Origin of the sequence: Bacillus yunxiaonensis (assembly GCF_037104695.1) — a bacterium.
In the GTDB taxonomy this organism is placed as follows: domain Bacteria; phylum Bacillota; class Bacilli; order Bacillales; family Bacillaceae_G; genus Bacillus_A; species Bacillus_A yunxiaonensis.
Map to the genome: position 1 here is coordinate 55550 of NZ_JBAWSV010000004.1, position 25597 is coordinate 81146.

The 25597-nt window shown below is 35.5% G+C and carries 23 protein-coding genes and 1 tRNA gene; 13 read left to right on the top strand and 11 right to left on the bottom strand.

Annotated features, from left to right (window positions below; translation table 11 throughout):
• Positions 1-41 precede the first annotated feature (41 nt).
• The 5 genes from WAX78_RS12400 to WAX78_RS12420 all read right to left on the bottom strand — a co-directional run bounded on the left by WAX78_RS12400 (position 42) and on the right by WAX78_RS12420 (position 4577).
• A complete protein-coding gene (locus WAX78_RS12400) occupies positions 42-443 on the bottom strand; it encodes a DUF1259 domain-containing protein (protein WP_336482574.1) in 402 nt (133 codons plus the stop codon).
• A 254-nt stretch (positions 444-697) separates the two neighbouring features.
• Positions 698-1135 (bottom strand): BclA C-terminal domain-containing protein, encoded by a 438-nt coding sequence (locus tag WAX78_RS12405; RefSeq protein WP_336482575.1) that lies wholly within the window; start codon positions 1133-1135, stop codon positions 698-700.
• A gap of 843 nt (positions 1136-1978) precedes the next feature.
• Complete coding sequence (locus tag WAX78_RS12410) at positions 1979-2350, bottom strand: hypothetical protein (RefSeq protein ID WP_336482576.1); 372 nt, start codon at positions 2348-2350, stop codon at positions 1979-1981.
• 576 nt (positions 2351-2926) lie between these two features.
• Positions 2927-4105, bottom strand: coding sequence for an NAD(P)/FAD-dependent oxidoreductase (locus tag WAX78_RS12415; protein ID WP_336482577.1), 1179 nt, complete (start codon positions 4103-4105; stop codon positions 2927-2929).
• Positions 4106-4145: 40 nt separating this feature from the next.
• A complete protein-coding gene (locus tag WAX78_RS12420; protein WP_413789193.1) occupies positions 4146-4577 on the bottom strand; it encodes a helical membrane plugin domain-containing protein in 432 nt (143 codons plus the stop codon).
• Between the two features lie 683 nt (positions 4578-5260).
• Between WAX78_RS12420 and sstT the strand changes: the two genes are divergently transcribed.
• The gene (sstT, locus tag WAX78_RS12425) at positions 5261-6499 is read left to right on the top strand and encodes a serine/threonine transporter SstT (protein WP_336482578.1); all 1239 of its coding nucleotides are present in this window, start codon (positions 5261-5263) and stop codon (positions 6497-6499) included.
• A 281-nt stretch (positions 6500-6780) separates the two neighbouring features.
• Here sstT and WAX78_RS12430 read toward each other — a convergent pair whose 3' ends face one another.
• Positions 6781-7506 carry a MurR/RpiR family transcriptional regulator gene (locus WAX78_RS12430; protein WP_336482579.1) on the bottom strand — a complete coding sequence of 242 codons (726 nt, stop codon included), beginning with the start codon at positions 7504-7506 and terminating at the stop codon, positions 6781-6783.
• 254 nt (positions 7507-7760) lie between these two features.
• Here WAX78_RS12430 and WAX78_RS12435 point away from each other — a divergent pair, with 254 nt between their 5' ends.
• On the top strand, positions 7761-9197 hold the full coding sequence (locus WAX78_RS12435) for a glycoside hydrolase family 1 protein (protein ID WP_336482580.1): 1437 nt from the start codon (positions 7761-7763) through the stop codon (positions 9195-9197).
• Positions 9198-9556: 359 nt separating this feature from the next.
• Here the strand turns inward: WAX78_RS12435 and WAX78_RS12440 are convergent, their stop codons facing one another.
• Positions 9557-9946, bottom strand: a complete 390-nt coding sequence (locus tag WAX78_RS12440) for a DUF1259 domain-containing protein (protein ID WP_336483016.1) — start codon at positions 9944-9946, stop codon at positions 9557-9559.
• Positions 9947-10598: 652 nt separating this feature from the next.
• On the opposite strand from WAX78_RS12440, the gene WAX78_RS12445 reads away from it, so the two are divergent.
• Positions 10599-10967, top strand: coding sequence for a DUF4180 domain-containing protein (locus WAX78_RS12445; protein WP_336482581.1), 369 nt, complete (start codon positions 10599-10601; stop codon positions 10965-10967).
• Positions 10968-11642: 675 nt separating this feature from the next.
• Here WAX78_RS12445 and WAX78_RS12450 read toward each other — a convergent pair.
• Both WAX78_RS12450 and WAX78_RS12455 read right to left on the bottom strand, forming a co-directional pair.
• Complete coding sequence (locus WAX78_RS12450) at positions 11643-12581, bottom strand: phosphotransferase enzyme family protein (protein ID WP_336482582.1); 939 nt, start codon at positions 12579-12581, stop codon at positions 11643-11645.
• A 369-nt stretch (positions 12582-12950) separates the two neighbouring features.
• A tRNA-Val gene (locus WAX78_RS12455) sits at positions 12951-13023 on the bottom strand.
• A gap of 199 nt (positions 13024-13222) precedes the next feature.
• Here WAX78_RS12455 and WAX78_RS12460 point away from each other — a divergent pair.
• The 6 genes from WAX78_RS12460 to WAX78_RS12485 all read left to right on the top strand — a co-directional run bounded on the left by WAX78_RS12460 (position 13223) and on the right by WAX78_RS12485 (position 18292).
• Positions 13223-13450 (top strand): hypothetical protein, encoded by a 228-nt coding sequence (locus tag WAX78_RS12460; protein ID WP_336482584.1) that lies wholly within the window; start codon positions 13223-13225, stop codon positions 13448-13450.
• Positions 13451-13604: 154 nt separating this feature from the next.
• On the top strand, positions 13605-14840 hold the full coding sequence (locus tag WAX78_RS12465) for a D-alanyl-D-alanine carboxypeptidase family protein (RefSeq protein ID WP_336482585.1): 1236 nt from the start codon (positions 13605-13607) through the stop codon (positions 14838-14840).
• A gap of 145 nt (positions 14841-14985) precedes the next feature.
• The gene (gene sipW / locus WAX78_RS12470; protein WP_336482586.1) at positions 14986-15561 is read left to right on the top strand and encodes a signal peptidase I SipW; all 576 of its coding nucleotides are present in this window, start codon (positions 14986-14988) and stop codon (positions 15559-15561) included.
• Between the two features lie 135 nt (positions 15562-15696).
• Positions 15697-16302, top strand: coding sequence for a TasA family protein (locus WAX78_RS12475; RefSeq protein ID WP_336482587.1), 606 nt, complete (start codon positions 15697-15699; stop codon positions 16300-16302).
• A 256-nt stretch (positions 16303-16558) separates the two neighbouring features.
• Positions 16559-17290: a DUF4047 domain-containing protein gene (locus tag WAX78_RS12480; protein ID WP_336482588.1), complete on the top strand. Its 732-nt coding sequence runs from the start codon at positions 16559-16561 to the stop codon at positions 17288-17290.
• A 402-nt stretch (positions 17291-17692) separates the two neighbouring features.
• The gene (locus WAX78_RS12485; protein WP_336482589.1) at positions 17693-18292 is read left to right on the top strand and encodes a CalY family protein; all 600 of its coding nucleotides are present in this window, start codon (positions 17693-17695) and stop codon (positions 18290-18292) included.
• 95 nt (positions 18293-18387) lie between these two features.
• Here the strand turns inward: WAX78_RS12485 and WAX78_RS12490 are convergent, their stop codons facing one another.
• Together WAX78_RS12490 and WAX78_RS12495 are read right to left on the bottom strand one after the other, a co-directional pair.
• Positions 18388-18711, bottom strand: coding sequence for a helix-turn-helix domain-containing protein (locus WAX78_RS12490; protein WP_336482590.1), 324 nt, complete (start codon positions 18709-18711; stop codon positions 18388-18390).
• A gap of 84 nt (positions 18712-18795) precedes the next feature.
• On the bottom strand, positions 18796-18987 hold the full coding sequence (locus WAX78_RS12495) for an anti-repressor SinI family protein (protein WP_336482591.1): 192 nt from the start codon (positions 18985-18987) through the stop codon (positions 18796-18798).
• Positions 18988-19282: 295 nt separating this feature from the next.
• Between WAX78_RS12495 and WAX78_RS12500 the strand changes: the two genes are divergently transcribed.
• The 4 genes from WAX78_RS12500 (at position 19283) to WAX78_RS12515 (ending at position 25591) form a co-directional block, all read left to right on the top strand.
• Positions 19283-21667 (top strand): immune inhibitor A domain-containing protein, encoded by a 2385-nt coding sequence (locus WAX78_RS12500; RefSeq protein ID WP_336482592.1) that lies wholly within the window; start codon positions 19283-19285, stop codon positions 21665-21667.
• 404 nt (positions 21668-22071) lie between these two features.
• Positions 22072-23439, top strand: coding sequence for an aldehyde dehydrogenase (locus WAX78_RS12505; RefSeq protein WP_336482593.1), 1368 nt, complete (start codon positions 22072-22074; stop codon positions 23437-23439).
• Between the two features lie 326 nt (positions 23440-23765).
• Positions 23766-24749: an ABC transporter ATP-binding protein gene (locus WAX78_RS12510; RefSeq protein WP_336482594.1), complete on the top strand. Its 984-nt coding sequence runs from the start codon at positions 23766-23768 to the stop codon at positions 24747-24749.
• Positions 24746-25591 carry an ABC transporter permease gene (locus WAX78_RS12515; RefSeq protein WP_336482596.1) on the top strand — a complete coding sequence of 282 codons (846 nt, stop codon included), beginning with the start codon at positions 24746-24748 and terminating at the stop codon, positions 25589-25591. The genes WAX78_RS12510 and WAX78_RS12515 overlap by 4 nt, the downstream gene beginning before the upstream one ends.
• Positions 25592-25597 lie beyond the last annotated feature (6 nt).

The following is a 25597-nucleotide window of genomic DNA, read 5'->3' on the forward strand; positions in this document are numbered from 1 at the left end:
GAAAAACAAAATTTGATGTTTCTTTAGTTATTCAAAAATATTTATTTTATTCCAGCTTTCTTAAGAGCTCTAGCAACCTCTTTTGCAAACTCTACAGGATCTTGAACTGATTCAAGATGTACATAAATGAGTCTTGGCTTTTCAAACAACCAGTGGTTGTGTATAGCTGAGACCTTAATTTCATCACTCTTTTTGATAGCTTGTAAAAAAGGATTTACTTCTTCTTGTAATAAAACAAGTTCAGCTAGATTCAAAGTTTCATTTCTGTTAGAAATAGGTTCGAAACTAAACTCTAAAGAAATGACCATTTCCGAATGTGTAGGATGTCCAAGAATTGTTACTCTTAAATCTTCTCTCTCCCTTGTTACCATGCATACATCGTTTTTTTGTTCAGCTTCACCTTTGAGGATTTTTGCTAGTTCCCCACATAATGTTTTAGCCATGAAATTTCCCTCCTAAAAATTTAGATATACTTCAGATTATGAGAGAATGCGTGTTGGCGAACTAGTCAAAAGTCTACTATTACAAAATAGGTTTAAAATTGGTGCTTATGTTTTGCTATAAAGGCATAAGCAATTCTATCAGTAGTTGAATAAGTAGGTTTGCTAGTCTTTGATATGTATTTATGGATTAAAATAGCGTTCTATCAATAGATAGAACGCTATTTTAATCCCAACTGCTGCACAAATAAATTATACTAGTTAAGCTTCTCAATAGTTAATGATGCAGCATTAACTTTGTGTCCGTTTAGAATTGGCAGTAACACATCTGTAGTTGATCCTATATTTCTAAGTTGTAGTGTTGAACGTTTAGGAATATGGATAATAGCTTGTCCAGTAAGCATCAGACTCGCTCCATCCACTTGTCTTTGTATACCATAATTAGTAAGTAGCCCACTTACTAAAGAATTATTTAAAATTAAACCATATACTGAGGTAGAAGCAGGACCATCAATTAATAATATAAATTCGATTTTATAGTCTCCTGATTTAGGAATTATTAGGGTGTCACTAGGCGGGTTAAACACGATATGGTTTAATGGACCGTTTCTATTAAATATTATGTTTGCGCCGGATCTGACTCCTATAGGATTGGAACCCACAAGTGTAACGTAACCATAGGCTGGCTTCGCCATTATTACACACCTCCTCATCTATTATTTTTATCATTGTATGTGATCCAGTTAAAAATGATTGTGTGCTTGTCTGATAAAAAATAATTATGTATATCCTAAGATAAAATAATACACTTCCTATTTCGTTAGTGAAAAGAAGACAAGAGACGTATAACTACTAGTCTTAGCCGGCGCCATCTGCGCAGTAGGCGGGTATGGAGTTGAACAAATCGTGCTCTTATTGCTTGCGAATAGCGGGCTAAAGAAGCGTCAATGTAAAGGAACCGGACGAAATACGTCATCATGAAAGGGTGACACGAACAGTATATTTTCTGGTACAAAAACTTCAGAGCGATTGCAAGTAATCTCTAAATCTTTGACATACCGATATTGTTATTCTGAAAATTTGTATATAGGTTACTTAGAATTGCATAAAATACAGCACATAAGATACATAATATATCAACGTAACCTATCAGTAACGGTAGTTAGTCTGCCTAATTTAAAAGGAGAATAAGCTCCTTTATTTTTTTAAAGCATAGCATGTAAAAGACTATGAAATATTTATAAAAAGTAGGTGAAAACATGCTATTAGATTCTCAACGTATAGGTTTCCCAGGCATGGGCCTCCTAGGCAGCCTCCTAGGCAAGGGTAAGGGCGGTTTCCCAGGCATGGGTATGGGCGGTTTCCCAGGCATGGGTATGGGCGGTTTCCCAGGCATGGGCATGGGCGGTTTCCCAGGCATGGGCATGGGTGGTTTCCCAGGCATGGGCATGGGTGGTTTCCCAGGCATGGGTATGGGTGGTTCCCCAGGTATGGGCATGGGCGGTTTCCCAGGTAAGGGAGGCCTCCTAGGAAGCCTTCTAGGCAAGGGTAAGGGCGGTTTCCCAGGCATGGGTATGGGTGGTTTCCCAGGCATGGGTATGGGTGGTTTCCCAGGCATGGGTATGGGTGGTTTCCCAGGCATGGGTATGGGTGGTTTCCCAGGCATGGGTATGGGTGGTTTCCCAGGCATGGGTATGGGTGGTTTTCCAGGCATGGGTATGGGTGGTTTCCCAGGTATGGGCATGGGCGGTCCCCCAGGCATGGGTATGAATGGTTTCCCAGGCATGGGCATGGGCGGTTCCCCAGGCATGGGTATGAATGGTTTCCCAGGCATGGGCATGGGCGGTTCCCCAGGCATGGGTATGGGTGGTTTCCCAGGCATGGGTATGGGTGGTTTCCCAGGCATGCAATAATCTTGATTTTTAATACTTGATATCTGGATAGGCTACACTTAGTTGGATAGAAAAGTTAAGGTCAAGTAGACTACATTTAATATGAATTAGGAGAATCAAGTTTAAATTGAAACCAGAATGAAAAAAGCCCCAATCCCTTCAAAATAAAAGGATTGAGGCTTTTTATTTTGTATAATTCCGACTGGGTCCGAAACAATTAGCTTCTTTTTCGATGGGTTAATATGTTATCCGAATGAAAAGGAGAGGTAAGGTATTAAAATATTCAATTTGTATATGTATGATTTACGTTGGATTTACAAAATAAGCTGGTTATAAAAAATGGCTGGGGGTCAAAACGTTGTGGATTGTTTTTTTGGATAGATGGAAAAATTTTAATGGATGTATGAACACTTTGAGTATGACCAAAAGGCTTCGGGTAAAGAAGCCTTTTGATTTAGGGTTGTGTGTGAAATGATAACATCTCACATCTTTAGGATACTTAAAAATATTGTAACTTATACAGAATTCCTTCTACATTTAAATCTGTTTTCATTTAAATATACAGGATGTTTTACACTTTGATACCCGTTTGGCTTAATGAGCCAAGCTAAACAACGCATGAATATGTGATAAGTAACGAGTGTTGCTTGCATGCTTCATTAGGGATGCTGGCATTCCTTTAAGCTGAGTGGAGCTGGCTCCAATTGTGGCAACAGCATCTTTACGGCCTAGGCTTGCAAGAGTTCCTGAGTTGATTGGATTAAACTCTTCGAATGATTTATTTTCTAGATATGCAAATAAATTGTAGCCGATTAGTTCTCCCATTTGCCAAGCAATCTGCGCAGTAGGTGGGTATGGACGATCATCTGGACCAAACACAACGGCACAGTCACCAGCAACAAACACATCTGGATGAGACGTAGATTGAAGGTGATTATTAACAGTTGCACGTCCGCGATTTACTTCAAGGCCGCATTCACCTACTAGAGGGTTGCCTTGTACGCCGCCTGTCCAAACGAAAGTATTCGCTACAATCTTCTGACCATCTTTTAAATCAATGACATTGTCTGCAACATTTGTTACGGGAAGACCTAATAGGAACTGAACGCCGCGCGCCTCTAAGCTAGTCTGTGCACGTTCAATGAGCGAATCCGGTAGAACAGGAAGAATTTTTGGACCCGCTTCGACAAGCAAAAGCTTCACTTCTTTAGGGTTTACTCCATGGCCTTTAGCAAGGTTAGGAAGCTTATCAGCAATTTCACCGACCAGCTCAACACCGGTTAATCCGCCGCCGCCGATTAAAATGGTAGCATCAGCTTCATTTTTTGTCTTTGCATATTCATGAATACGCTGTTCAATATGTTGATGGATGTTGTTAGCATCCTTCACTGATTTTAACACTAAGCTATTCTCTTCAAGTCCTGGAATACCAAAATAAGCAGTTTTACTTCCTAAACCGACGACGAGAGCATCATATGTTAAAGTGGAACCATCCGAAAGTTTTATTTCTTTTTTGTCTACTGAAAAAGAATCAACCTTATTGATCTTAAGATCGATGTCTTTTCCCTTGAAAAGCTTTTTCAGTGGTATGGATACAGCTTGCTCAGCAACGCTTCCTGCCGCAAGACGGTGCAACTCCGTGATGATTTGGTGTGTTGGATACTGGTTTACTACAGTAACCTGTGCATCATCCTTGCTTAAGTACTTGCGAACGTTTAAAGCTGCTAGAAGTCCGCCATAACCAGCGCCTAAGATGACAATATGTTTTACCATCATTTATCCTCCATCCTTATTAATTTTGAATATAAAAGATTTATTCGTGTCTATTGTGTTCCCTGCTAATTTGGAGATAGGCATTTATAAAACGGAAAAGCTTCTGTGCTTGCGGGTCTTTCATCATTCTTAAAAGAGTAAAAAGACCGATTACCTCATTGCTTTCCTCAGCACGATCTTTCGCTTCTATAGCAGTGGCTGCAATGTTTCTCACGCAGTCTGTTACAGGATCCATCATTTCTTGAATCGCTCCAACGGTATCACTCTTTAATACCTCATCAGTAGCGACTGCTTGGACAAAGTCATAAGACTTAGTCAATATGCTTACAAGCTCAGTCAATTTTGGCAACTGCTCTATTAAGGCAGTTAAGGATTGCTGAACCTCGGGTTTTAATAGTTCATTCAGTACAGCATGTTGTTCCAAATTAGCAGATGAATTTGATAACTCTTGTCCTGCCATTGTTTCTGACATATCTGATTCTCCTTTACGAAAACAATATTGCTTAAACTTAGTGGTTAAAGAAAAAGACCTATCTTCTGTAAGATTCCCCAAACTGTTAAGAGCTCGAGATGATTTTTGTATTTTGAAAAATTTACAAGCATATAAATAAATCTTTTGTATAAATTTATCATTGCCATTGAATGCTTAATTATGTCTTATCTTTAGAACCGGTGATAATTTTTAGGGAGATATAAAAATGATCTAAAAGGAAATAGGCAGTGTTTTTGCGTAATTAAAGCACTGTTTTTTCTTTTAGTTATGAAAGCATAATTCATGTAGAACATATATGAATTTAAAATTTGACAATTAAGATATTTTTAAAAATAAAGAAAATAATATTGTTATATATGAAAAGAATCATTATAATACTACTTATTGGTAAGATAGTTGTCTTCATGGAGTAGAACGCAAAAAAAAATGACCATCCATAAAAATAATTATCTGAATTTTTCTATTATGAAAATCTTTGGAGATATTCTGAAATAACGTAGTAGGAGAAAATCAAAAGCACAACTCTAGGATAGAGATTGGTACATATTGAATAAAAGTCATCTATTATTTAACCGATTTAATTTTATTGTAGGGTTGTGAGAAATAAATAGCTCTGTACTAGCGATGTTGCAATTTTATCTTAAACTAATGGGGGAATATTCATGAACAGTATACTGAAAAAGTGGGGGCAAGTGAGTCTGGTAAAACAAATCATTGTAGGTTTGATTATTGGTATTATTCTATCCGTGACAATCCCAGCAGTAGCAAAACCTGTTGTAATTTTAGGCACTTTATTTGTAGGTGCTTTGAAAGCAATTGCGCCTGTATTGGTACTCTTCTTGGTTATGTCAGCTATCGCTCAACACAAGAGTGGTCAACAAACGAATATGAAGTCTATTATCTTCCTATACCTTTTAGGAACATTTTTAGCTGGATTAATCGCTGTTGTTGTAAGTTTTATTTTTCCTGTAAGCTTAACACTTGCAAAGGGCGCTGAAGGTGTGACTGCTCCTGGCGGTATTGTAGAGGTTCTCAAATCATTACTGCTGAACATTGTTGATAACCCAGTTAAAGCAATTTTTAATGCGAACTATATCGGTATTTTAGCTTGGGCGACACTCCTTGGTTTGGCTTTACGAAATGCTTCTGATACGACAAAAACAATGATTTCAAATTTTTCAGATGCTGTATCTAAAATGGTTACGTGGGTGATTAAGTTTGCACCATTAGGAATCATGGGTCTAGTAGTGGATTCTATTACTACAAATGGAATCGAATCGTTACTAAGCTATGGAAAATTACTTGCCGTTTTGCTTGGTTGTATGGTCTTTGTGGCGCTGGTTGTCAATCCAATCATTGTGTTCGTATTTATACGTCAAAATCCTTACCCGCTTGTTTTTAAGTGCTTAAAGGAAAGTGGTATTACAGCATTCTTTACACGTAGCTCAGCTGCGAATATTCCTGTAAATATGAAATTATGTGAAAATCTAGGTTTAAATAAGGATAGTTATTCAGTATCCATTCCATTAGGTGCAACGATTAATATGGGTGGTGCCGCTGTTACGATTTCTGTTTTGACACTTGCGGCGGTTCATACACTTGGTATTCAAGTAGACTTTCCTACAGCAATCATTCTCAGCGTACTGTCAGCTGTATGCGCTTGTGGTGCTTCAGGGGTTGCTGGTGGATCTTTATTACTGATTCCTCTAGCATGCAGCTTATTTGGAATCTCACCTGATGTTGCTATGCAGGTAGTTGGAGTAGGCTTTATCATAGGTGTTTTACAAGACTCTTGTGAAACGGCACTTAACTCATCCACAGATGTACTTTTCACAGCAACAGCTGAATTTAAAGAGTGGCGTAAAGCTGGGAAAAAAATAAATATCCGCAAAGCATCATAAAGTGAAACCTCCGTCAGTGGGGGGGTTCTTCATTCCCCACTGACGGTTAGTTGAACCAATCGGGCTTTTACGGGCAGTTATCTCCCAGCTATCTTCTTTGCTTCTCTCTCAGTCTTGAGGTGGGGGTCTTACTGCCCGTTAATGCGGGATAAAGAAGAAATCTAGTTCTGATGCAAATATAAAAGACAGTGAGCAACAAGCTCCTGTCTTTTTATATTGAAAATTCGATTGATAGTTAAAGAAACCGGTATTCACATGCTATGGGTGCAGAAGTAGTCAGCTTATTGATTAAGTTTATGTATTTCCCGAGCCATAGATTCTAAAATATAAACAACAGGTACTTGCGTAGTAATATTAGATTCCTCGAAAAATTCCTCTGTTACATAATAGGGAATGTTTATATCAGAGATTTTTGCAATGGTTGAGAGTGTATTGTTTGTAATACTAATGATTTTACTTCCTTCTTGTTTAAGTTGGTTAAGATGAGTGACGGTAAAATTATTTTCTCCTGAGACAGATAAAGCAATTGTTACGCTATTATTGCGGAGTTTAGAGTGAATCGGAAAGTGAGGATCTTTAATATATAGCGAAAATTTACCTAAACTTGAGAAATATCTTGCACCATACTCAGCAAGAATACCAGAGCTGCCGATCCCAATAAAAATAACGTTATCTGCTTTGATAACGAGACTTGCAGCCTCCTTAATTTTTTCTTCTAAGTCACCTTTTAATGTTCGCTCAAAAAATTCTATTACTGATTGTTGGGAACTTTTTATAATCGTTTTTTTATTCTCTTTTAAGTGCATTTTAAGTTTTACTTTAAATTCGGAAAACCCCTCACAATGTAGTTTCCTGCAAAAACGTAAAATTGTAGCTGTTGATACATGAGTTTCATCTGCCAGTTCACGAATTCGCATATAAGCCACTTTATCACCGTTTTGACAAATATAGTTGTATAAAGAAGTTTCTAATTCATTAAAAGAAGCAATTATGTCATGTGAAAACATTGATTCAGTTTCTCCTTCAGTAAAAAAATATCGTAATCTGTAAAAAATGATAACTACATTTTAGCACAAGCTTTTCATGAGAAACATAGCGTTACATTTATGTAACAAATCACTTTTTCCGTTATAAAAAACTAAACACGCTTCATTTATTTACTATCCTGTTAAACGTAGTTATGATTTTTTTTGTAGTTACTTATAAGGAAGAGAAATTTAAACAAAAATAATGATGGCATAAATTTCTGGAGGTAATCCAAATGAAAACATATCAATTCCCTAAAGATTTTTTATGGGGAGGGGCAACTGCAGCCAATCAAATAGAAGGCGGATTTAATGAAGAGAATAAAGGACTAAATATTGCCGATGTTCTTCCAGGTGGAAACGAACGGTATAAAATATTAATGAATCCAGGTTTTGATTTTGAAATTCATCGTGATCAATACTACTATCCAAATCATGAAGCGATTGACTTCTATCGTCGGTATAAAGAAGATATTGCGTTGTTCGCAGAAATGGGTTTCAAGGCATTCCGTATGTCGATTGCCTGGACACGAATTTTTCCAAACGGCGATGAGTTAGAGGCAAATGAAGAAGGATTGGCTTTTTACGATCGTGTTTTTGATGAATTGCATAAATACGGTATTGAACCAGTTGTAACCATTTCTCATTATGAAATGCCCCTGCATTTAGTAAAAGAATATGGTGGTTGGAGAAACCGCCAAGTGATAACGTTCTTTGAAAGATATGTAAAAGCTATTTTCAATCGCTATAAAAATAAAGTAAAGTTTTGGATGACTTTTAATGAAATCAACAGCAGCTTGGTAATGCCGATTCAAGGACTGGGTTTTTCCATTCAAAAAGAAGAAGATAAATACCAGCCTACCTTCCAGGCATACCATCATCAATTTGTCGCAAGCTCCATTGCGGTTAAAGCATGCCATGAGATCATTCCTAACTCCAAAATTGGTTGTATGATTCTCTTTGCACCTGTATATGCCTTTGATTCCAATCCGGAAAATGTAATGTACGCCCTTCAAGAAGAGCAGCTTTTCAATTATTATTGTGCAGATGTGCAAGTACGGGGTGAGTATCCAGCTTTCATGAAGAGATACTTTAAAGAACATAATATCGAATTGGAGATTCAAGATGATGACTTAGAATTAATAAAGGAAGGCACTGTTGATTATATTGGCTTTAGTTATTACATGTCTCGTACTGAGAAAAAAGTGAAGACAGATGAGGAAGAGGCGCAAGGGAATATTATTGGCGGCATAAGAAATCCGTTCTTAAAAGCAAGCGACTGGGGTTGGGAAATCGATCCTGTAGGATTACGCATCAGCTTAAACAAATTATATGATCGCTATCAAAAACCACTATTTGTTGTAGAAAATGGATTAGGAGCTTATGACAAAATAGAAGAAGATGGCACGATCAATGATAACTATCGAATTGACTATCTTCGTGAACACATAAAAGCAATGAGTGAAGCCATTGAAGATGGTGTTGAATTAATAGGCTATACAAGCTGGGGCTGTATCGATATGGTAAGTATGTCAACAGGTGAGTTCTCCAAACGTTACGGTTTCATCTATGTTGACAAACATGACAATGGCAGTGGAACATTAGAACGGAAAAAGAAGAAGTCCTTTTTCTGGTATAAAGATGTAATTGCAACAAATGGGGAAAGGCTATAAAAATCTATTAATTTTCTTTTTACAAAGGAAATACTTCTGTTGAGAGCTACTGAGGTAGCATATATTCAAAAGACAACAGATGTTAATGCTTTGCGTAAGATTTTATGGGATTCTGTTACAAAATACGAATTTAAAACAGAGGCTTTGGAGGATTACTATCAGGGATAACTTTTGAAGCAGGATTTATCGAAGCCAAAAATTTAATTTTAGAATGTAAAAAAAGAGAATTAATTTTTAGAAGGAGAGAATAAGTAATCTTATTCTCTCTGAATTTTATTTTATCTAACTTGTAAGGCGCATATGGTCTTACGTCAAACGAAAAGAGAATGAGGTTCCTTTAATTGGTACAAAGATTATGGTTAAATCGCTTTTAACGCTTTTTTGACTTTTTTTGCAAAAGTCAATGGTTCTTCAACAGCTTCGATATTGACATAAATCAAACGTGGATTATCGAACAACCATTCATTGTGGATAGAAGAAACTATTATTCCCTGATCACGAATTACAGTAATAAATGGCTCCACTTCATTTTGTAAAAGTGCTACTCTTCCTAAACATAAAGCTTCGCCATTTGAATTATTTATTGATTCGAATGAGAAAGAAGAAGTCACCCCAAATCTCTTTCCCAAAATCGTCGCGTTTATTTCATCACGAGATATTGTAGCTACACACTTTCCGCCCGCAAATCCTGATTGACCGCCTATAATTTTTGCAAACTTACGACAAAGTGTTTCTTCATTGTTCATCATTTTATTTTTCACCTTCTTTACACTGTATTTTGTTTTTTTACAACTTTCCTCTTTCTTTTGCAAACTACGTTAACTCCTATAAAAATATAAATCTTTCATAATATCCTATTAAAATTCAAATAAAGTTGTACAGGCAGTTGCAATAGAGAAATCGTGAATTTATTAAGCGAGCAGTTGTAATGGTTTAAGTTGACCTTAAAGCAATGGGCCAGCTTCCTTGCCAAAAGAATAATCAACTGTTTAATTATTTTAAAGTGATTCTTCAAGGTAAAGGCCGCCTTTTATTTCATAAGAAAGTTTGTGAAGTATGGTACTTAAACTATCAGGGGCTTTAGTTATATAAGATAGACCATCATTATTGGTGGTCTTTTTTTATAAATATACATAGTTCCCTCGATAAATAAAGAGATAGGTAAAAGGGGCGAAGCACGGCAGTAAATAAACCGATTTATCGTTCACGAATAATAAAATTGTTTAAAAAAATAATAGAGTCATTTAGATAATAAAGTTGTTTCAAAAAAACGGTACTAAGAATTAAATGTCATTTTTTTTATATTGTAATAATTATATAAAAGATAGATTTGTGAGTATTACGTGAGAAGGGTTACCTATGGATGATACATATACGTATAAATTAAAAAGGAGGGGGATTATGAATATAGAAAAGGTAGAAATAAATGGGAGAAATATTGCCGTAGTGAGAAGCAATAAGATATTAATATGGGATGTTCAGTCAGCATTGGACCTTATGGCAACCGTACAATATGAAGTAGGCTGCAATCGTATCGTTATAAACAAAGCGCTACTAAGTGAAAGTTTTTTCAATTTGAAAACACGTCTTGCAGGCGAAATTCTTCAGAAGTTCATCAATTATCGAGTGAAGGTTGCAATAATTGGGGATTTTTCTGCGTATTCAAGTCAAAGTTTAAAAGATTTCATCTATGAATGTAACAATGGAAACGATGTCTTTTACTTACCAACCGAACAACAAGCAATTGAAAAGTTAAGCACGTTGAAGTAGAAAATGGAAAGATAATATTAAGCTTAGAATGTACAGAGTAAAGTAAGTGGTATTCTAGGCTAACCAGTTAAAACAAACAATAGCTTTATTATTGTTTGTTTTAAGAAAAATGAATACTAGGTGACTAAAAATGGTACTTACAGAAATAAAAAGATTCCAGCTAGTGACTGCTCATGTACTTACTTTGAAAAATCAGTATTACCAACAAATGCTACCGTACAAGCTATTCATTATGGCAAAGAAACTGTACTAAACAAGTCATGTAAAGCTTGTGGTAAAGGCTTTAACTCAGTATCTAACAGGACTGTTTATTGCGGTGATCTTTGTAGGAAATCACACATTAAATACAACCATAAAAAGGGTTAAATAACGACAATTAGAACTAAATAAACTTAGTCATATCAAGCGTTTCAGAAGTCAAAAATTAGGATCAGGTAGTTTAGTATTCAGACAGTTTCTAACTGTCGTTATCATGAAAAGATGGTTATGTTAATGAAAAAATCGACTATCAAGCCTTGTTAGATAAATATTATGGTGCTGGTACAATCACAACTATAGACCGTTATCACTTAAACCCTGAGGCTAGTTTATTGCACAAGTGTAGCAAGTGCCACAGGTAATTTTACACTATGCCCCTGAATATGATTGACGTTTTAGTTTAACAATAAAAGTTGGTTAAATATTCAGAATGGAGTAATTATGTTCAATTCTTATTCTAAAGTGGTTCATTATTCGTACTTGTTCTTCAGTTAACCTCTCTTTATTCCAGTACATATGCATTAAGTTGTATTCAAATATTTCCTTTAATTTAATAAATAGAGAAAGTTTCCCTAACATCTCTGGAGATATATCATTTTCCTCTTGATATCCGTCGATTATTGCTTTCGTAATAGAACGCCCATAGTCAGCTATGTTGCCATTCCCTACAAACGAATACTCCAACGCACTATATATTGGAACAGCTAAATCGAATATATAATAATGTTTTTCACAATCTTGAAAATCAACCATTGTCAATTTCGAATCACTATCTACTAATATATTTTCTAACCATAAATCCCCGTGTAGTAAACCATATGTTGAATGACATTTTGGTAAATTTTTAATTGTAGATAAAACCTTATGTGCAATTTCTCTAATAGTGCTTTCTTCTTTAGGGATATATTTATGAAAATCATATTCCTCATTATCATGCCAATCATTGATATATTTAGTCGACATTATATTCTCAAATTTCTTTGATAAACGATGTAATCTACCAATTTGCCGACCTAATTCTTTTAATACATTGGCATTCCATTGATTTCTTGGTAAGTGTACACCAGAAGCTGCATTATATAAAACAGTTAAAACGTCCTTATCAAGTGTTATCTTTTCTACTAATTTACCGTTTAAAGAAGGTATGCCTAGCGGGACACTAAATCCTTCATTAGATAAAAAGTTTGTATATTTAACCTCTTCTAACTGTTCATCATATGTTTTATAGTTCGTTATTCTAGCGAAGAAGTTCCCTTGTTCTGCGATACACCGATACATTTCATTTGTTACTGATTCGACTTTAAGAAAATTCACTGGATATATTTCGTTAAGTAATTCAAGTATCTTTTGTTCCATATAGGTTTTAATTCCTCCAATCCAATATAGATGATGACTTCCTTACAAAACTAACCTGCTTCGTTAGTTTAATAATAAGGCAATTCTTCCAGCTTCAAAAAACCTCCTTCGCACTTAATAGTATATCGGATGTGGCAAACTTTTCCATAAAAAATTTCAAAAAAATGGTGTATAAGCTTTGTAGCGTTTTCGGCGTAACATTCTTAAATTCTCGATCGTCCAAGAAATCAAGGACAGCAAATTTTAACAACAAAAAAACCACCCCGCATTTTTTGCGAAGTGGTTTCCGTTTAGTCATACCAGTTTGGTAGTGACCAAAACATTTTTAATTGTTAAGAAACGCTTCAAACTATTGATATAACTAATGTATGATCCCGACTGGGTTCGAACCAGCGACCTCCACCCTGTCAAGGTGGCGCTCTCCCTGCTGAGCTACGGGATCAGAAAATTTATATGTAATAAACTAGTATGCAATTAATTGTATGATAGTCTTATAGTAAAATCAAGTAATATATGTAATTATTTTAAATATTTAGATTTTTTAGGGCGGAATGCGTGTTAATTTTTTGCTATTCTATTAATATATTATATAAAGGAATAAGTAATATTTTGTATAAAAATGTATAAATGAAGGGGTATATATGGTAAGAAAAAATTTTAAAATGTATGTACCAAGATATAGAACAATTGCTATTAATGGAGCAGTTCTTGATGTAGATATAACTCATGAGGAATTTTCAGATGAGTTTCTGAAATGGGTAGAGTCAAAGAACTGGTCATTTATAGGGATAACGGAGGAGACAACAGAAGAGGAAGCTGCTAATAATTTTATAGATTTATTAAAAGATGAAAAAGATGAGGAGGAATAGTTCCTCCTTCTTTTTATGCCGTTTTTTTATGTGTTTTTTTGCAAAATTATGATATAGTGAAAGATAGTGAGTAAAAAATATATATTATTTTATTTCAATATTATTATTAAATAATTTATGTATGCATATAAAGGGAGATGAAAAGGAGAGTTGTATGGATAATTTAAAGAAAATTTTGGCTTTAATTATTGCAAGCAGTTTATTTTTTATTGCCCCCGCTAAATTTTATGCAGAAACTCCACTGGTACCGAATGTGTTTGGACAATATGCAGTTTCTGTTGATGCGAAGACAGGGGATGTTTTGTATGATAAAAACGCGCATCAGCATGCTTATCCAGCTAGTATAACGAAGGTATTGACAAGTATTTTATTGATGGAGCATACGAAGCCAGGAGAGCAAATTGCATTTTCTCCAAAAGCTCTTGAAGAAGAAAAAAGTAATTATCAAATTGAATTTCAAGCAGGAGAGACAGTAGATCGAGATACTGCACTTATGATTTTAATGGTGCTAAGTGCAAATGATATGGCATATGCGATTGCAGAGCATATTGCAGGAAGTCCGGAAAATTTTGCGAAAATGATGAACGAGAAGGCACTGCAGCTGGGTGCAAAGGATAGTCATTTTGTTACGCCAAACGGTCTTCATGATCCAAATCATTATACAACACCTTATGATATGGCAATGATTACAAGAGGTGTGATGAAGTATCCGGAAATTATAAAGGCAATGAATACGAAACGAACAACTGTTACAACGTCAAGACAAACAGCTTCTATTTTTAACAAAGGAAGATATTTTGAAAATCCATATTGTATTGGCGGGAAAACAGGTTTTACAAATGAAGCTCGTAATACGCTTGTAGAAATAAATGAAAAAGATGGAAATCGTATTATTAATGTCGTAATGGCTTCACAAAAGCCAGAAATTTACGAAGATATGAAACAAATTGCTGATTATGCTTTTCCGCAATTTGCAAAACAACAAGTACTTGATAAAAACAATTGGACAAAGGAAATGCCTTACTTGAATAAGTCAGTAAACGGTGAATTAGAACGAAGCGTGGAACTTGTGTTAAAACAAGGTGAAGCAAAAAATGTACAAGCTGTTTTTAAGGAAAATCCTATTGATAAAGAAAAATTATATAAAACAGGTCTTCACCGCGGTGATATTGTTGGGACGGTAGATATTAAAAAAAATAATGAAACGTTAGAGAGTATAAAGGTTCTTTCGAAAGAAGATGTTGCATTTGAGAAATCACAAGAAAGTAATATAACAAATTCAACTCCTTCATATGTACTTATGGCTGGAATTGGTGCAGGTATTCTTACTATCATTGGTATTGGAGTATTTCTGTGGAAGCGTAAAAAAAAGCGAGCATTGTCGCAGTAGAAATAGGCAAATAAATTTTGCCTATTTTTTTATTGCGGTCCCTTGTTGTTCATTATAATATAATTATAAGTTCTTTTGAACGAACGTTTAATTTAAATATGTTCAACTTTTGCTTACATAGAGACTAAGGAGAGGGATGAGGCACATGAAATTAATTTGGAAAATTCTAAGTAATGCCATTTCGTTTGTTTTGTTTGCTATCATGGTTTGCTTAGCGTTTGTTGTGATTTCAGCAAAGGCAAGCGGCGGCGAACCAACAGTGATGGGATATCAATTTAAGACAGTACTATCAGGGTCAATGGAACCTACGTTTTTAACAGGATCTATTATCGCAATTGAGCCAACAAAGGATGGTTCAAAATATAAAAAAGGCGATATTATCACGTTTAAAGAAAAAGATAATAAGCTTATTACTCACCGTATTATTGGTGTAAAAAATGCAAATGGGCAAGTATCCTACGAAACAAAAGGGGACAACAACAACGGTCCTGACTTACAACCTGTTCTTGCAGAAAATGTAGTTGGAAAATATGCAGATATAACAGTTCCATATGTTGGATATCTATTAAACTATGCAAATTCTAAAGCGGGAGCAGCATTGTTATTAATTATTCCAGGTGTCTTATTGTTAGGCTATTCTGTGGTTAATATTTTTGGAGCGATACGCAGTGTAGACTCCGAAAAGAAAAATAAGTCTTCTGATGTAGAGCATTCTGTATAAAGTGAAACTTCCATCAGTGGGGGGGGCTCTTCATTCCCCACTGATGGAAGCATGACCAATATGCGGGGTAAAATGGTTATACACTTCGACTATCGAGGGTTAACAAATACATATGGAACTTAGGGGGATGTTGGGATGACTTTAAAGAAAAAATTAGGCATGGGGGTAGTATCGGCAGCACTAGGAGCAGCATTAGTTGGTGGAGGAACATTTGCGTTCTTTAGCGATAAAGAGGTATCAAATAATACATTTGCAGCAGGCACACTTGATTTAGCGTTATCGACAGATACAGGTAAACCAACATCAGCAATTATTAATGTGGACAATCTTAAACCAGGAGATACAATCAAACGTGATTTTAATTTAGAAAATAAAGGTTCTTTAGATATTAAAAAAGTATTATTGAACACAGAGTATAGTGTAGAGGATGCAAACAAAGATAATAAAGGCGACTTGGCCGATTATATTAAAGTAACTTTTTTAAGAAATGTTGATAAACATGAAACAATCGTGAAAGAAACAACTTTATCTAAATTAAAAAAAGATACCCTTACAGCAGTAAACAATGACCTTGTTGCTTTGTTCTGGGATGAGAAGGGTATTTCTGTAGGAAAATCTGATAAATTCACAGTGAAATTTGAATTTGTTGATAATAACAAGGATCAAAACGAATTTCAGGGTGACAAACTTCAATTAAAATGGATATTTGATGCACAGCAAACTGATGGTGTAGAAAAATAATAGGTCTTCGAAGGAAAGAGGCTGTTTCATTAGATAGTCTAATTCTTTATAACGAATAAAAATTTTATATGAAGTTTTGTTGTCATTTATATAGAGGGTACTTTTCTTTTTAATTGTGTTAGGTAAGTTTTGAGGTAAATAAATCATAAATATGTAATATCTTTATTTTAATTTATGATTTATTTTTTTGTTTACTGTAATGGAATTATAAAGTTTTTTATAAAGAACTTAAATGCCCGTAATGGGGGATGTGACTATGAAAAAACCAACAAAAAAAGTAAGAAATATGCTCATATTGCCGTGTGTATGTTCTATAGCCTTTTATATGGGATCTCAAGTAGTAACGTATACGGAAGCATCTTTTTCAAATCAACAAACAGTAGAGGCTACTCTATCTACCGCAACAGTTTTTCCGAAAACAATTGAAAAGTTAACAGAAGAAGCAAGGCAACATAGGGAAGCTGCTTTCAATCATTACAATGTAATAAGTAGTGGAGCAAACTCACATGCAACGGTTGCAGAGTTAGAAAGTAAGCTTGCTACATGGAAACAGAACCGTGAAGCAATCCAGACAGAAATAGCAGCGCTGGGAACCATTTATACAGAGATTGAATCGTATTACAACAAAGTAGTAGAAGAGACACAAGCTGAAAACAAGGAATCCACACAAGCTGTATTCAAATATGTACAAGCTGGGTTTACAACAATTCAAAGTATTCACAGTGATGTGGACAAGCAAGCAATTTCACAAAAAGCCGATGAGAAGATTCGAGCATTAGAAAAACAAATTAATGAAGAAAAAACGAAACAAGAGAACGAAAAACAGAAACAAGCAAATGAAAAACAGAAACAACCGTCTGCACAACCTGAAACTTCTTCTCAGCAAGAACAACAGCTGAACCAAGTTCATCCAGCATCTCCTAAATCTGAGGAGAGTAAAGAAGAAGGAAAGCCCGAAGCACCAAATCTGCAGGAAACAAATCAGTAATGTAATTTTGAGTCACAATGGTGTCTATTTGTGGAACATTTGTATGCCAAAAGAAAGGATAAGGCACTTCTTATTTCAATAGCAAATAAGAAGTGCCTTATCTTTTTGCTTGGAAATATTATGTTTGCATGAAAAAAAGAGAATTTGTAAGAAAAATGCCGAAAAGGAAAGGAAAATAGAATAAAACGAAATAAAATCAGAAAATTTAGAAGTTTTTGGTGTTTTATTTCATCGCTATAAGTTCTTTATAATGAACATGAGGTTGCTTATTAAAGAACATACATAGAGATAAAGAGGTATCATACTTATAACGTTTATGTCGCAGCAAAACAATTATTCTATCAGTTACACCTCTTATCTACATAAGAGCTAACTAAAAAAAGAAAATTGGGGGAAATTAGAATGGGTCTTAAGAAAAAGTTAGGTATGGGAGTAGCATCAGCAGCATTAGGGTTATCTTTAATTGGTGGAGGAACATTTGCATTCTTTAGCGATAAAGAGGTATCAAATAATACATTTGCAGCAGGTACGTTAGATCTTTCAGTCAATCCAAAGCAAATTGTTAAAGTTGATAACCTAAAGCCTGGTGATACAGTATTAAGGGAGTTTAAGCTAGTTAACAAAGGTACACTTGATATTAAAGATGTAAAATTAAAAACAGATTATAAAGTAGCAGATGCAAAGAATGATAACGGTGCTGAAGATTTCGGAAAACATATCAAAGTTAAGTTTTTCTGGAATTGGGATAAAGAAAGTCAGCCAATATATGAAACAACATTGGCCGATTTAAAGAACAAAGTAGATGCACCTGATGTAGTTGCAAAAGATGTATTTGCTCCTGAATGGACTGAAGAAGGCGGCTTAAAAGCTGGCACAGAAGATTACTTATGGGTACAATTTGTTTTCGAAGATAATGGACAAGATCAAAATATCTTCCAAGGCGACAAATTGAATTTAGAATGGACATTCAACGCTTCACAAACTGCAGGCGAAGAAAAGTAAGAAATATAACAAAAGCAGCGGGGGAATTTCCCCCGCTGCTTTTGTTATACAAATAAAAAGAGTATCTTCACAGAAAATACTCTTTTTACATTATATTATTTTTGTTTCTGTTTCCACTTATTAAACTCTAAAAATTCGCGAAATTGTTCTTTTGAAACACCAGAATGCATGGCTTCTTTAACAAGATTTATCCACTCTGAGTCCATTGCATTTTCTTCTGTTGGCTTATCATGAAGAAGTACATCAACAGGAACATGCAGAACATTTGAGATTTTTTCGAGAAATTGAATTGAGGGGTTTTTTTGTAAGTTCCGTTCGATAGAGCTAATATATGACTTTGCAACGCCCGCTTTTTCAGCAAGTTCTGTTAAGGAAATGCCTCTTTGTAATCGCAGTCGTTTTATACGTTCTCCAATCATGTTAGCGCACCTTTCTTACTGTATGTAGTCGACTTAAGATGTAATTTATTATAACACATTTTTCTTTAAAAAGAACACTAATGATTAATTCTGTGATCCTTGATTTGCATGTTTCAAAAAATTCACGATTTCCTGGATATTAATATTCATGTCTAAAGCTTCCGCTAGTAAATCGATCCACTCTTGATCTAGTATTTCGTTTTCATTTGTTTGCAAACACGATTCCCCCTTTAACATTTTCTGTTTATATAAAGATATAAAAATAAATAATGGCATAAACACTATTATAATATTAAAAACTATAGTTCTGTTAAAGAAATGTAAAATTTTTGTATAATTTAAAAATTTATGAAACACAACTAGGATTTTGTAATTCTATATAGAGATTTTAATAGGTTTATCAATATTTATCAATATTTTCTAAAAATATAGATAAATCCGTATATAAGCGTATCTGAAATGAGGGATTTTTTCAAAAATGTTACAAATTAAGACAATATATTGTAAAAAGATAGAATTTTTAATATTATCAAAATATTGAAACATATTCAAGTTTAGGGAGGAAATAGGGATGAAGAAAAAGCCTTTTAAGGTGCTGTCTACGCTTGCGGCGGCAGCTGTGTTTAGTTGCACATTTGGGTTTGGAAGCCAATCTGCTTATGCGGCAACACCTTCTAATGTAATAACTTCTAGTCCAGTCGATGATCATTTAATTCCAGAGGACAGATTGGCTGATGCATTACAGAAGCGTGGCGTAATTAGTGAATCGGCGTCGAAAACAGACACGTTAAAAGCTGTTGAAAATTATGTAGAGAAAAAGAAGGGTGAAAAACCTGGAAAAGAACCAGCAGCGGGGGATAGTGTTACGAAAGAAGCCTCTGACTTTTTGAAAAAAGTTAAAGATGAAAAAGCAGACACGAAAGAAAAGGCAAATGGACATGTCGGCGGTCCGGTAGCTGGACAAGCTGTTGGTAAAACGGGACTAAACGGTAAAGTACCAACTACTTCAGCAAAGCAAAAAGAATATAACGGGCCTGTTCGCAAAGATAAAGTTCTTGTATTACTTGTAGAATATGCTGACTTTAAGCATAACAATATTGATCAAGAGCCTGGTTATATGTATGCAAATGATTTTAATCAGGAACATTATCAAAAAATGTTATTTGGTGATGAACCGTTTACATTATTTGATGGTTCAAAAATTGAAACATTTAAGAAGTACTATGAAGAGCAATCAGGCGGCAGCTATACAGTAGATGGAACAGTAACAAAATGGTTAACAGTTCCAGGTAAGGCAGCAGATTATGGTGCTGATGCTGGTAGTGGTCATGATAATAAGGGCCCAAAAGGACCTCGTGATCTTGTAAAAGATGCATTAAAAGCAGCTGTAGATAGCGGTATTGACTTATCTCAATTCGATCAATTTGATCAATACGATTTAAATGGAGACGGAAATAAAAATGAGCCAGATGGCCTGATTGATCACTTAATGATTATTCATGCTGGAGTTGGTCAAGAAGCAGGTGGTGGCAAGTTAGGTGACGACGCAATTTGGTCACATCGCTGGAACCTTGGAAAACCATATCCAATTGATGGTACAAAAGCAAAAGTTAATAATTGGGGCGGTAAAATGGCTGCATACGATTATACAATTGAACCGGAAGACGGAGCAGTTGGTGTATTCGCACATGAATATGGTCATGATTTAGGTCTTCCTGATGAGTATGATACACAATATACTGGAGCAGGTGAGCCGGTTCAAGCTTGGTCTATTATGAGTGGCGGCAGCTGGGCAGGAAACATTGCAGGTACAACGCCAACAAGCTTCTCAGCGCAAAATAGAGAATTTTTTCAAAAAACAATTGGCGGTAACTGGGCAAATATTACTGAAGTAGATTACGACAAGTTAAATAAAGGGATTGGTTTTGCAACATTCTTAGATCAAAGTGTAACAAAATCAGCTCGCCCTAATCTAATTCGTGTTAACTTACCAGATAAAGATGTAAAAGGCATTGAGCCTGCATTTGGTAAGAAATATTACTACAGTACAAAAGGTGATGATCTTCATACAACATTAGAAACACCTGTGTTTGATTTAACAAATGCAACAAATGCGAAATTTGATTTCAAATCATTGTATGAAATTGAAGCTGGTTATGATTTCCTTGAAGTACATGCCGTTACAGAAGACGGTACAAAGACTTTAGTGGATAGAATTGGTGAAAAGAATGTTAAAAATGGTCTAGACACAACTGACGGTAAATGGGTAGATAAGTCCTATGACTTAAGCCAATTTAAAGGGAAAAAAGTAAAATTAGTATTTGAATATATTACAGATGGTGGTTTAGCTCCAAACGGCTTTACGTTAGATAATGCTACATTAACTGTAGATGGCAAGGTTGTGTTTTCTGATGATGCAGAAGGTACACCACAATTTAAATTAAATGGCTTCGTTGTATCAAACGGTTTTGATAAAAAGCCACATAACTACTATTTAGAGTGGAGAAACTATGCTGGTGCAGATGAAGCATTAAAATATGGCCGCGGTCCAGTGTACAATACAGGTCTTCTTGTATGGTATGCAGATTCTAGCTTTACAGATAACTGGGTTGGTGTTCACCCAGGTGAAGGATTCCTTGGTGTTGTTGATTCTCACCCAGAAGCAATTGTTGGAACATTAAACGGTAAACCAACTGTTGCAAATAGCACACGATACCAAATTGCAGACGCTGCGTTCTCATATAATCAAACACCGGCTTGGAAAGTTGTATCTCCAACACGCGGAACATTTGATTACAAAGGGTTACCAGGCGTAACGAAGTTTGATGATTCTAAAGCGTATATGAACACTTTAATTCCAGATGCAGGACGTAAAGTGCCTCAGCTTGGATTGAAGTTTGAAGTAGTTGGACAAGCAGACGATAATTCTGCAGGGGCAATTCGCGTATACCGCTAATCATGTAGAAGCTGTTGAAAGAAATTTCTTTCAACAGCTTTTTTCATGGGCAAATATATTTTAAGTTATTCGTAAAGTAATATATAATAAAATTTTACATATCGTTTTATCCTGCGTTAATGGACAGTAAGCCCATCACCTTAAGATTTAAAGAAAAGCGAAGAAGATAGGTGGGGGATAGCTGTCCGTAAAAGCCCGATTGGTTTAACTAACCACTGATGGAAGTTTCACTTTATCATTCCTTGCCTTAGAAACCCTGTTAGGGATAACTACTAGCATGTGCTTGATTGGTGCGAGCTTTTCGTTAGTCGAGGATGGAAAAAATTATTCATAGAAGTTTTATCTTAAATAGGAAGAAACAAGAAGATATTATGGAGTATGATGAAATAGAGGGGTGAATATTTATGGAGATTGCATCGATTATAGAACGACAAAAAGCGTACTTTTATAGCGGGAAAACAAGGGCAATAGATGAGAGAAAGAAACAGTTACAAGCGCTATATGCAGGTATTCAGCGCTATGAGTCTGAAATTTTTCAAGCGCTAAAGCTTGATTTAAATAAATCAGAGCATGAATCGTATACAACAGAGATTGGGTACACATTAAAAGAAATTTCTTTTATGATAAAGAATCTTTCTAAATGGAGTAAACCAAGGCGAGTTAAAACAGCAATGACTCATATTGGATCAAAGGGAAAAATTATTCCTGAGCCATATGGCGTAACATTAGTGATTGCCCCATGGAATTATCCATTTCAACTTGCGCTTGCCCCGTTAGTCGGAGCACTTGCAGCTGGAAACACAGTTGTATTAAAACCTTCAGAGCTAACGCCGAATGTCTCTAAGCTTATTGCGAAAATATTAACGGAACTATTCCCATTAGAGCTTGTCGCTGTGGTAGAGGGTGGTGTTGAGACGAGTACAGCTTTATTAAAGGAGCCGTTTGATTATATTTTCTTTACCGGGAGTGTCGGAGTTGGGAAAATTGTTATGGAGGCAGCTGCAAAGCAATTAACACCTCTTACACTTGAACTTGGTGGTAAAAGCCCTTGTATCGTACATAAAGATGCAAAACTTGAAGTTGCAGCGCGGCGGCTTGTATGGGGGAAATTTTTAAATGCAGGACAAACATGTGTTGCACCTGATTATGTATATGTTCATTCCTCTGTTAAAGAACAGTTTATAGAAGAAATGAGAAAGGCGGTACGTGAACAATACGGAGAGCGGCCTTTGCAAAATGAAAAATATGTTCGTATTGTGAGTCAGCGTCATTTTGAAAGATTGTGTTCATTTTTGGAAGATGGGAAAGCTGTAATAGGCGGTAATTATGATAAAGATAAACTACTTATTGAACCTACAGTGCTTACAGGTGTGACATGGAATCACACGGTAATGGAAGATGAGATTTTTGGGCCAATCTTACCACTGTTAGAATATGAACATATAGACGATGTTATTGCAATTGTTCAACGTCATCCGAAGCCGTTAGCATTATATGTTTTTGCAGAGGACCGAGATGTGCAAAAGCAAGTGACGCAATCCATTTCTTATGGAGGTGGCTGTATTAATGACGTTGTGTATCATTTAGCGACTCCATATTTACCATTTGGTGGTGTTGGTTCAAGCGGATTGGGTAGTTACCACGGAGAGTATAGCTTTCAAACCTTTTCGCACTATAAAAGTATTTTATCTCAATCGACAGTGTTTGACATGAAAATCCGCTATTCTTCTACAAAAAGTGCTTTAAAATTCATTCGAAAATTGTTAAAATAGTGATGGTATTTATCTATTAGCGTAGCTGTATGATAAACCCCCTTCGTAATTGAAGGGGTTTTTCTATTCAAGGTGTGTATTATATAAAATGAAATTTTTATCGATAGGGGTTCTCCCCATCTATTTTTTTGATTCCTCGGAATTTTGAGGTGGGTGAATAGCGCGGTAAAAATGAATCAAACATACTACATAAAGTGAAACATTCGTAATTACTCAGGCCTTTACTGCCTATTAGTGTGATATAAAACGTGATTTTTGTCTAGCTTTATATAAAAGTAATAATTCGTTATGAATACAAAAAAATATGAGATAGATAGGATGAGGAAATGAAAAATATTATTAAGGTCGAAGCAGTAGAGAAGCATTTTGGGGATCAAGTTATTATTCCGCCGCTTTCTTTAGATATTAAGGAAGGAGAGTTTGTAACAATTCTTGGTCCGAGTGGTTGTGGGAAAACAACGTTACTTCGTATGATTGCTGGTTTTGAGACACCAACAAAAGGTACGATTGCACTTGATGAAGAAAAGATTAACGATTTGCCTCCTTATAAACGTCATATGAATTTAGTATTCCAGCATTATGCGTTATTCCCGCATATGACTGTTGAGAAAAATATTCGTTTTGGGCTGAAGATGCAAAAAGTTGCTGAAGCTGAACAACAAGAGCGTGCTGAGGAAGCGATGCGTTTAACACAATTAACAGAATTCCGTAATCGTAAGCCAGCTAAACTTTCTGGTGGACAACAGCAGCGTGTGGCGATTGCGCGTGCAATTGTAAATAATCCTCGTGTGTTGTTATTAGATGAGCCATTAGGAGCGCTAGACTTTAAGCTTAGAAAAGATTTACAACGTGAATTGAAAAACTTACAACGTAATCTTGGTATTACGTTCATTTATGTGACGCATGATCAAGAAGAAGCGATGAGCATGAGCGATCGCATCGTGGTTATGAACAAAGGTCACATTGAACAAATCGGAACACCAAAAGAAATTTATCATAAACCAAAAACGTTGTTCGTTGCGACGTTTATTGGAGAAAATAATATTATTCGCACAGGGGAAACCTATGCAGCAGTACGTCCAGAAAATGTGAAAGTACGTTCAGTGGAAGAACAAGCTCTTCCTGGATACCACCTTGGTCATATTGAAGATATTGAATTTGTTGGAAATATGGAGAAATTATATATTCGCGATGAGAAGACGGCAGAACTATGGATGGCATATCAAGGTGCAGAAAAAGAAATGCAGTGGAACATTGGCGATAATGTATCTGTAGGCTGGGAGCAAGCGGATGAGGTGACCTTAAATTGAAAAAAGGGAAATTACTTGCGTTACCTACATTTACTTGGCTGTTTATCTTCTTCTTAGTTCCGCTTTTGTTTGTATTAGCTTTTGCATTTTTACAGCGCGGGACGTATGGGACAGTTGAGATGAGCTTTACGCTAGAGAATATTAAACGTGTGTTTGATTCGCTCTATATGGAGACGTTGTGGCAAACAGTGAAAATTGCGGTTATTACAACAGTACTTTGTTTATTAATTGGGTATCCATTTGCCTATACGATAACAATTGTTGATCAGAAATGGCGTTCTATTTTACTACTTCTTGCAACGATTCCGTTTTGGATTAACTTTTTAATACGTTCGTATGCTTGGATTATTATTTTACGTTCACAAGGAATTGTCAATACTGTATTGATGAAATTAGGCTTTATTAGTGAACCTTTAAATTTACTATATAATATGCCAGCTGTTATTTTAGGAATGGTATATTCGCTATTACCGTTTATGATTTTACCTGTATATGCAGCAATTGCACAGCTTGATAAGAGAAAATTAGAAGCTGCATATGACTTAGGAGCTACACCGCTTAAAGCGTTTTGGCATGTAACTATTCCAATGACGATGTCAGGGATAGCGACGGGTTCGATTTTAGTATTTGTGTCATCTATTGGTATGTTTGTTGTATCCGATATTATGGGTGGTTCGAAAGTTGCATTAATCGGAAACGTTATTCAAAATCAGTTTTTAGGTGCACGTGATTGGCCGTTTGGATCAGCATTATCTATCATTGTTGTGTTATTCTCCGTTCTCTTAATTTACTTATATTATCGTGCTACGAAAGTATATAACTATGGAAACGGAGGGGAATAAACGAAT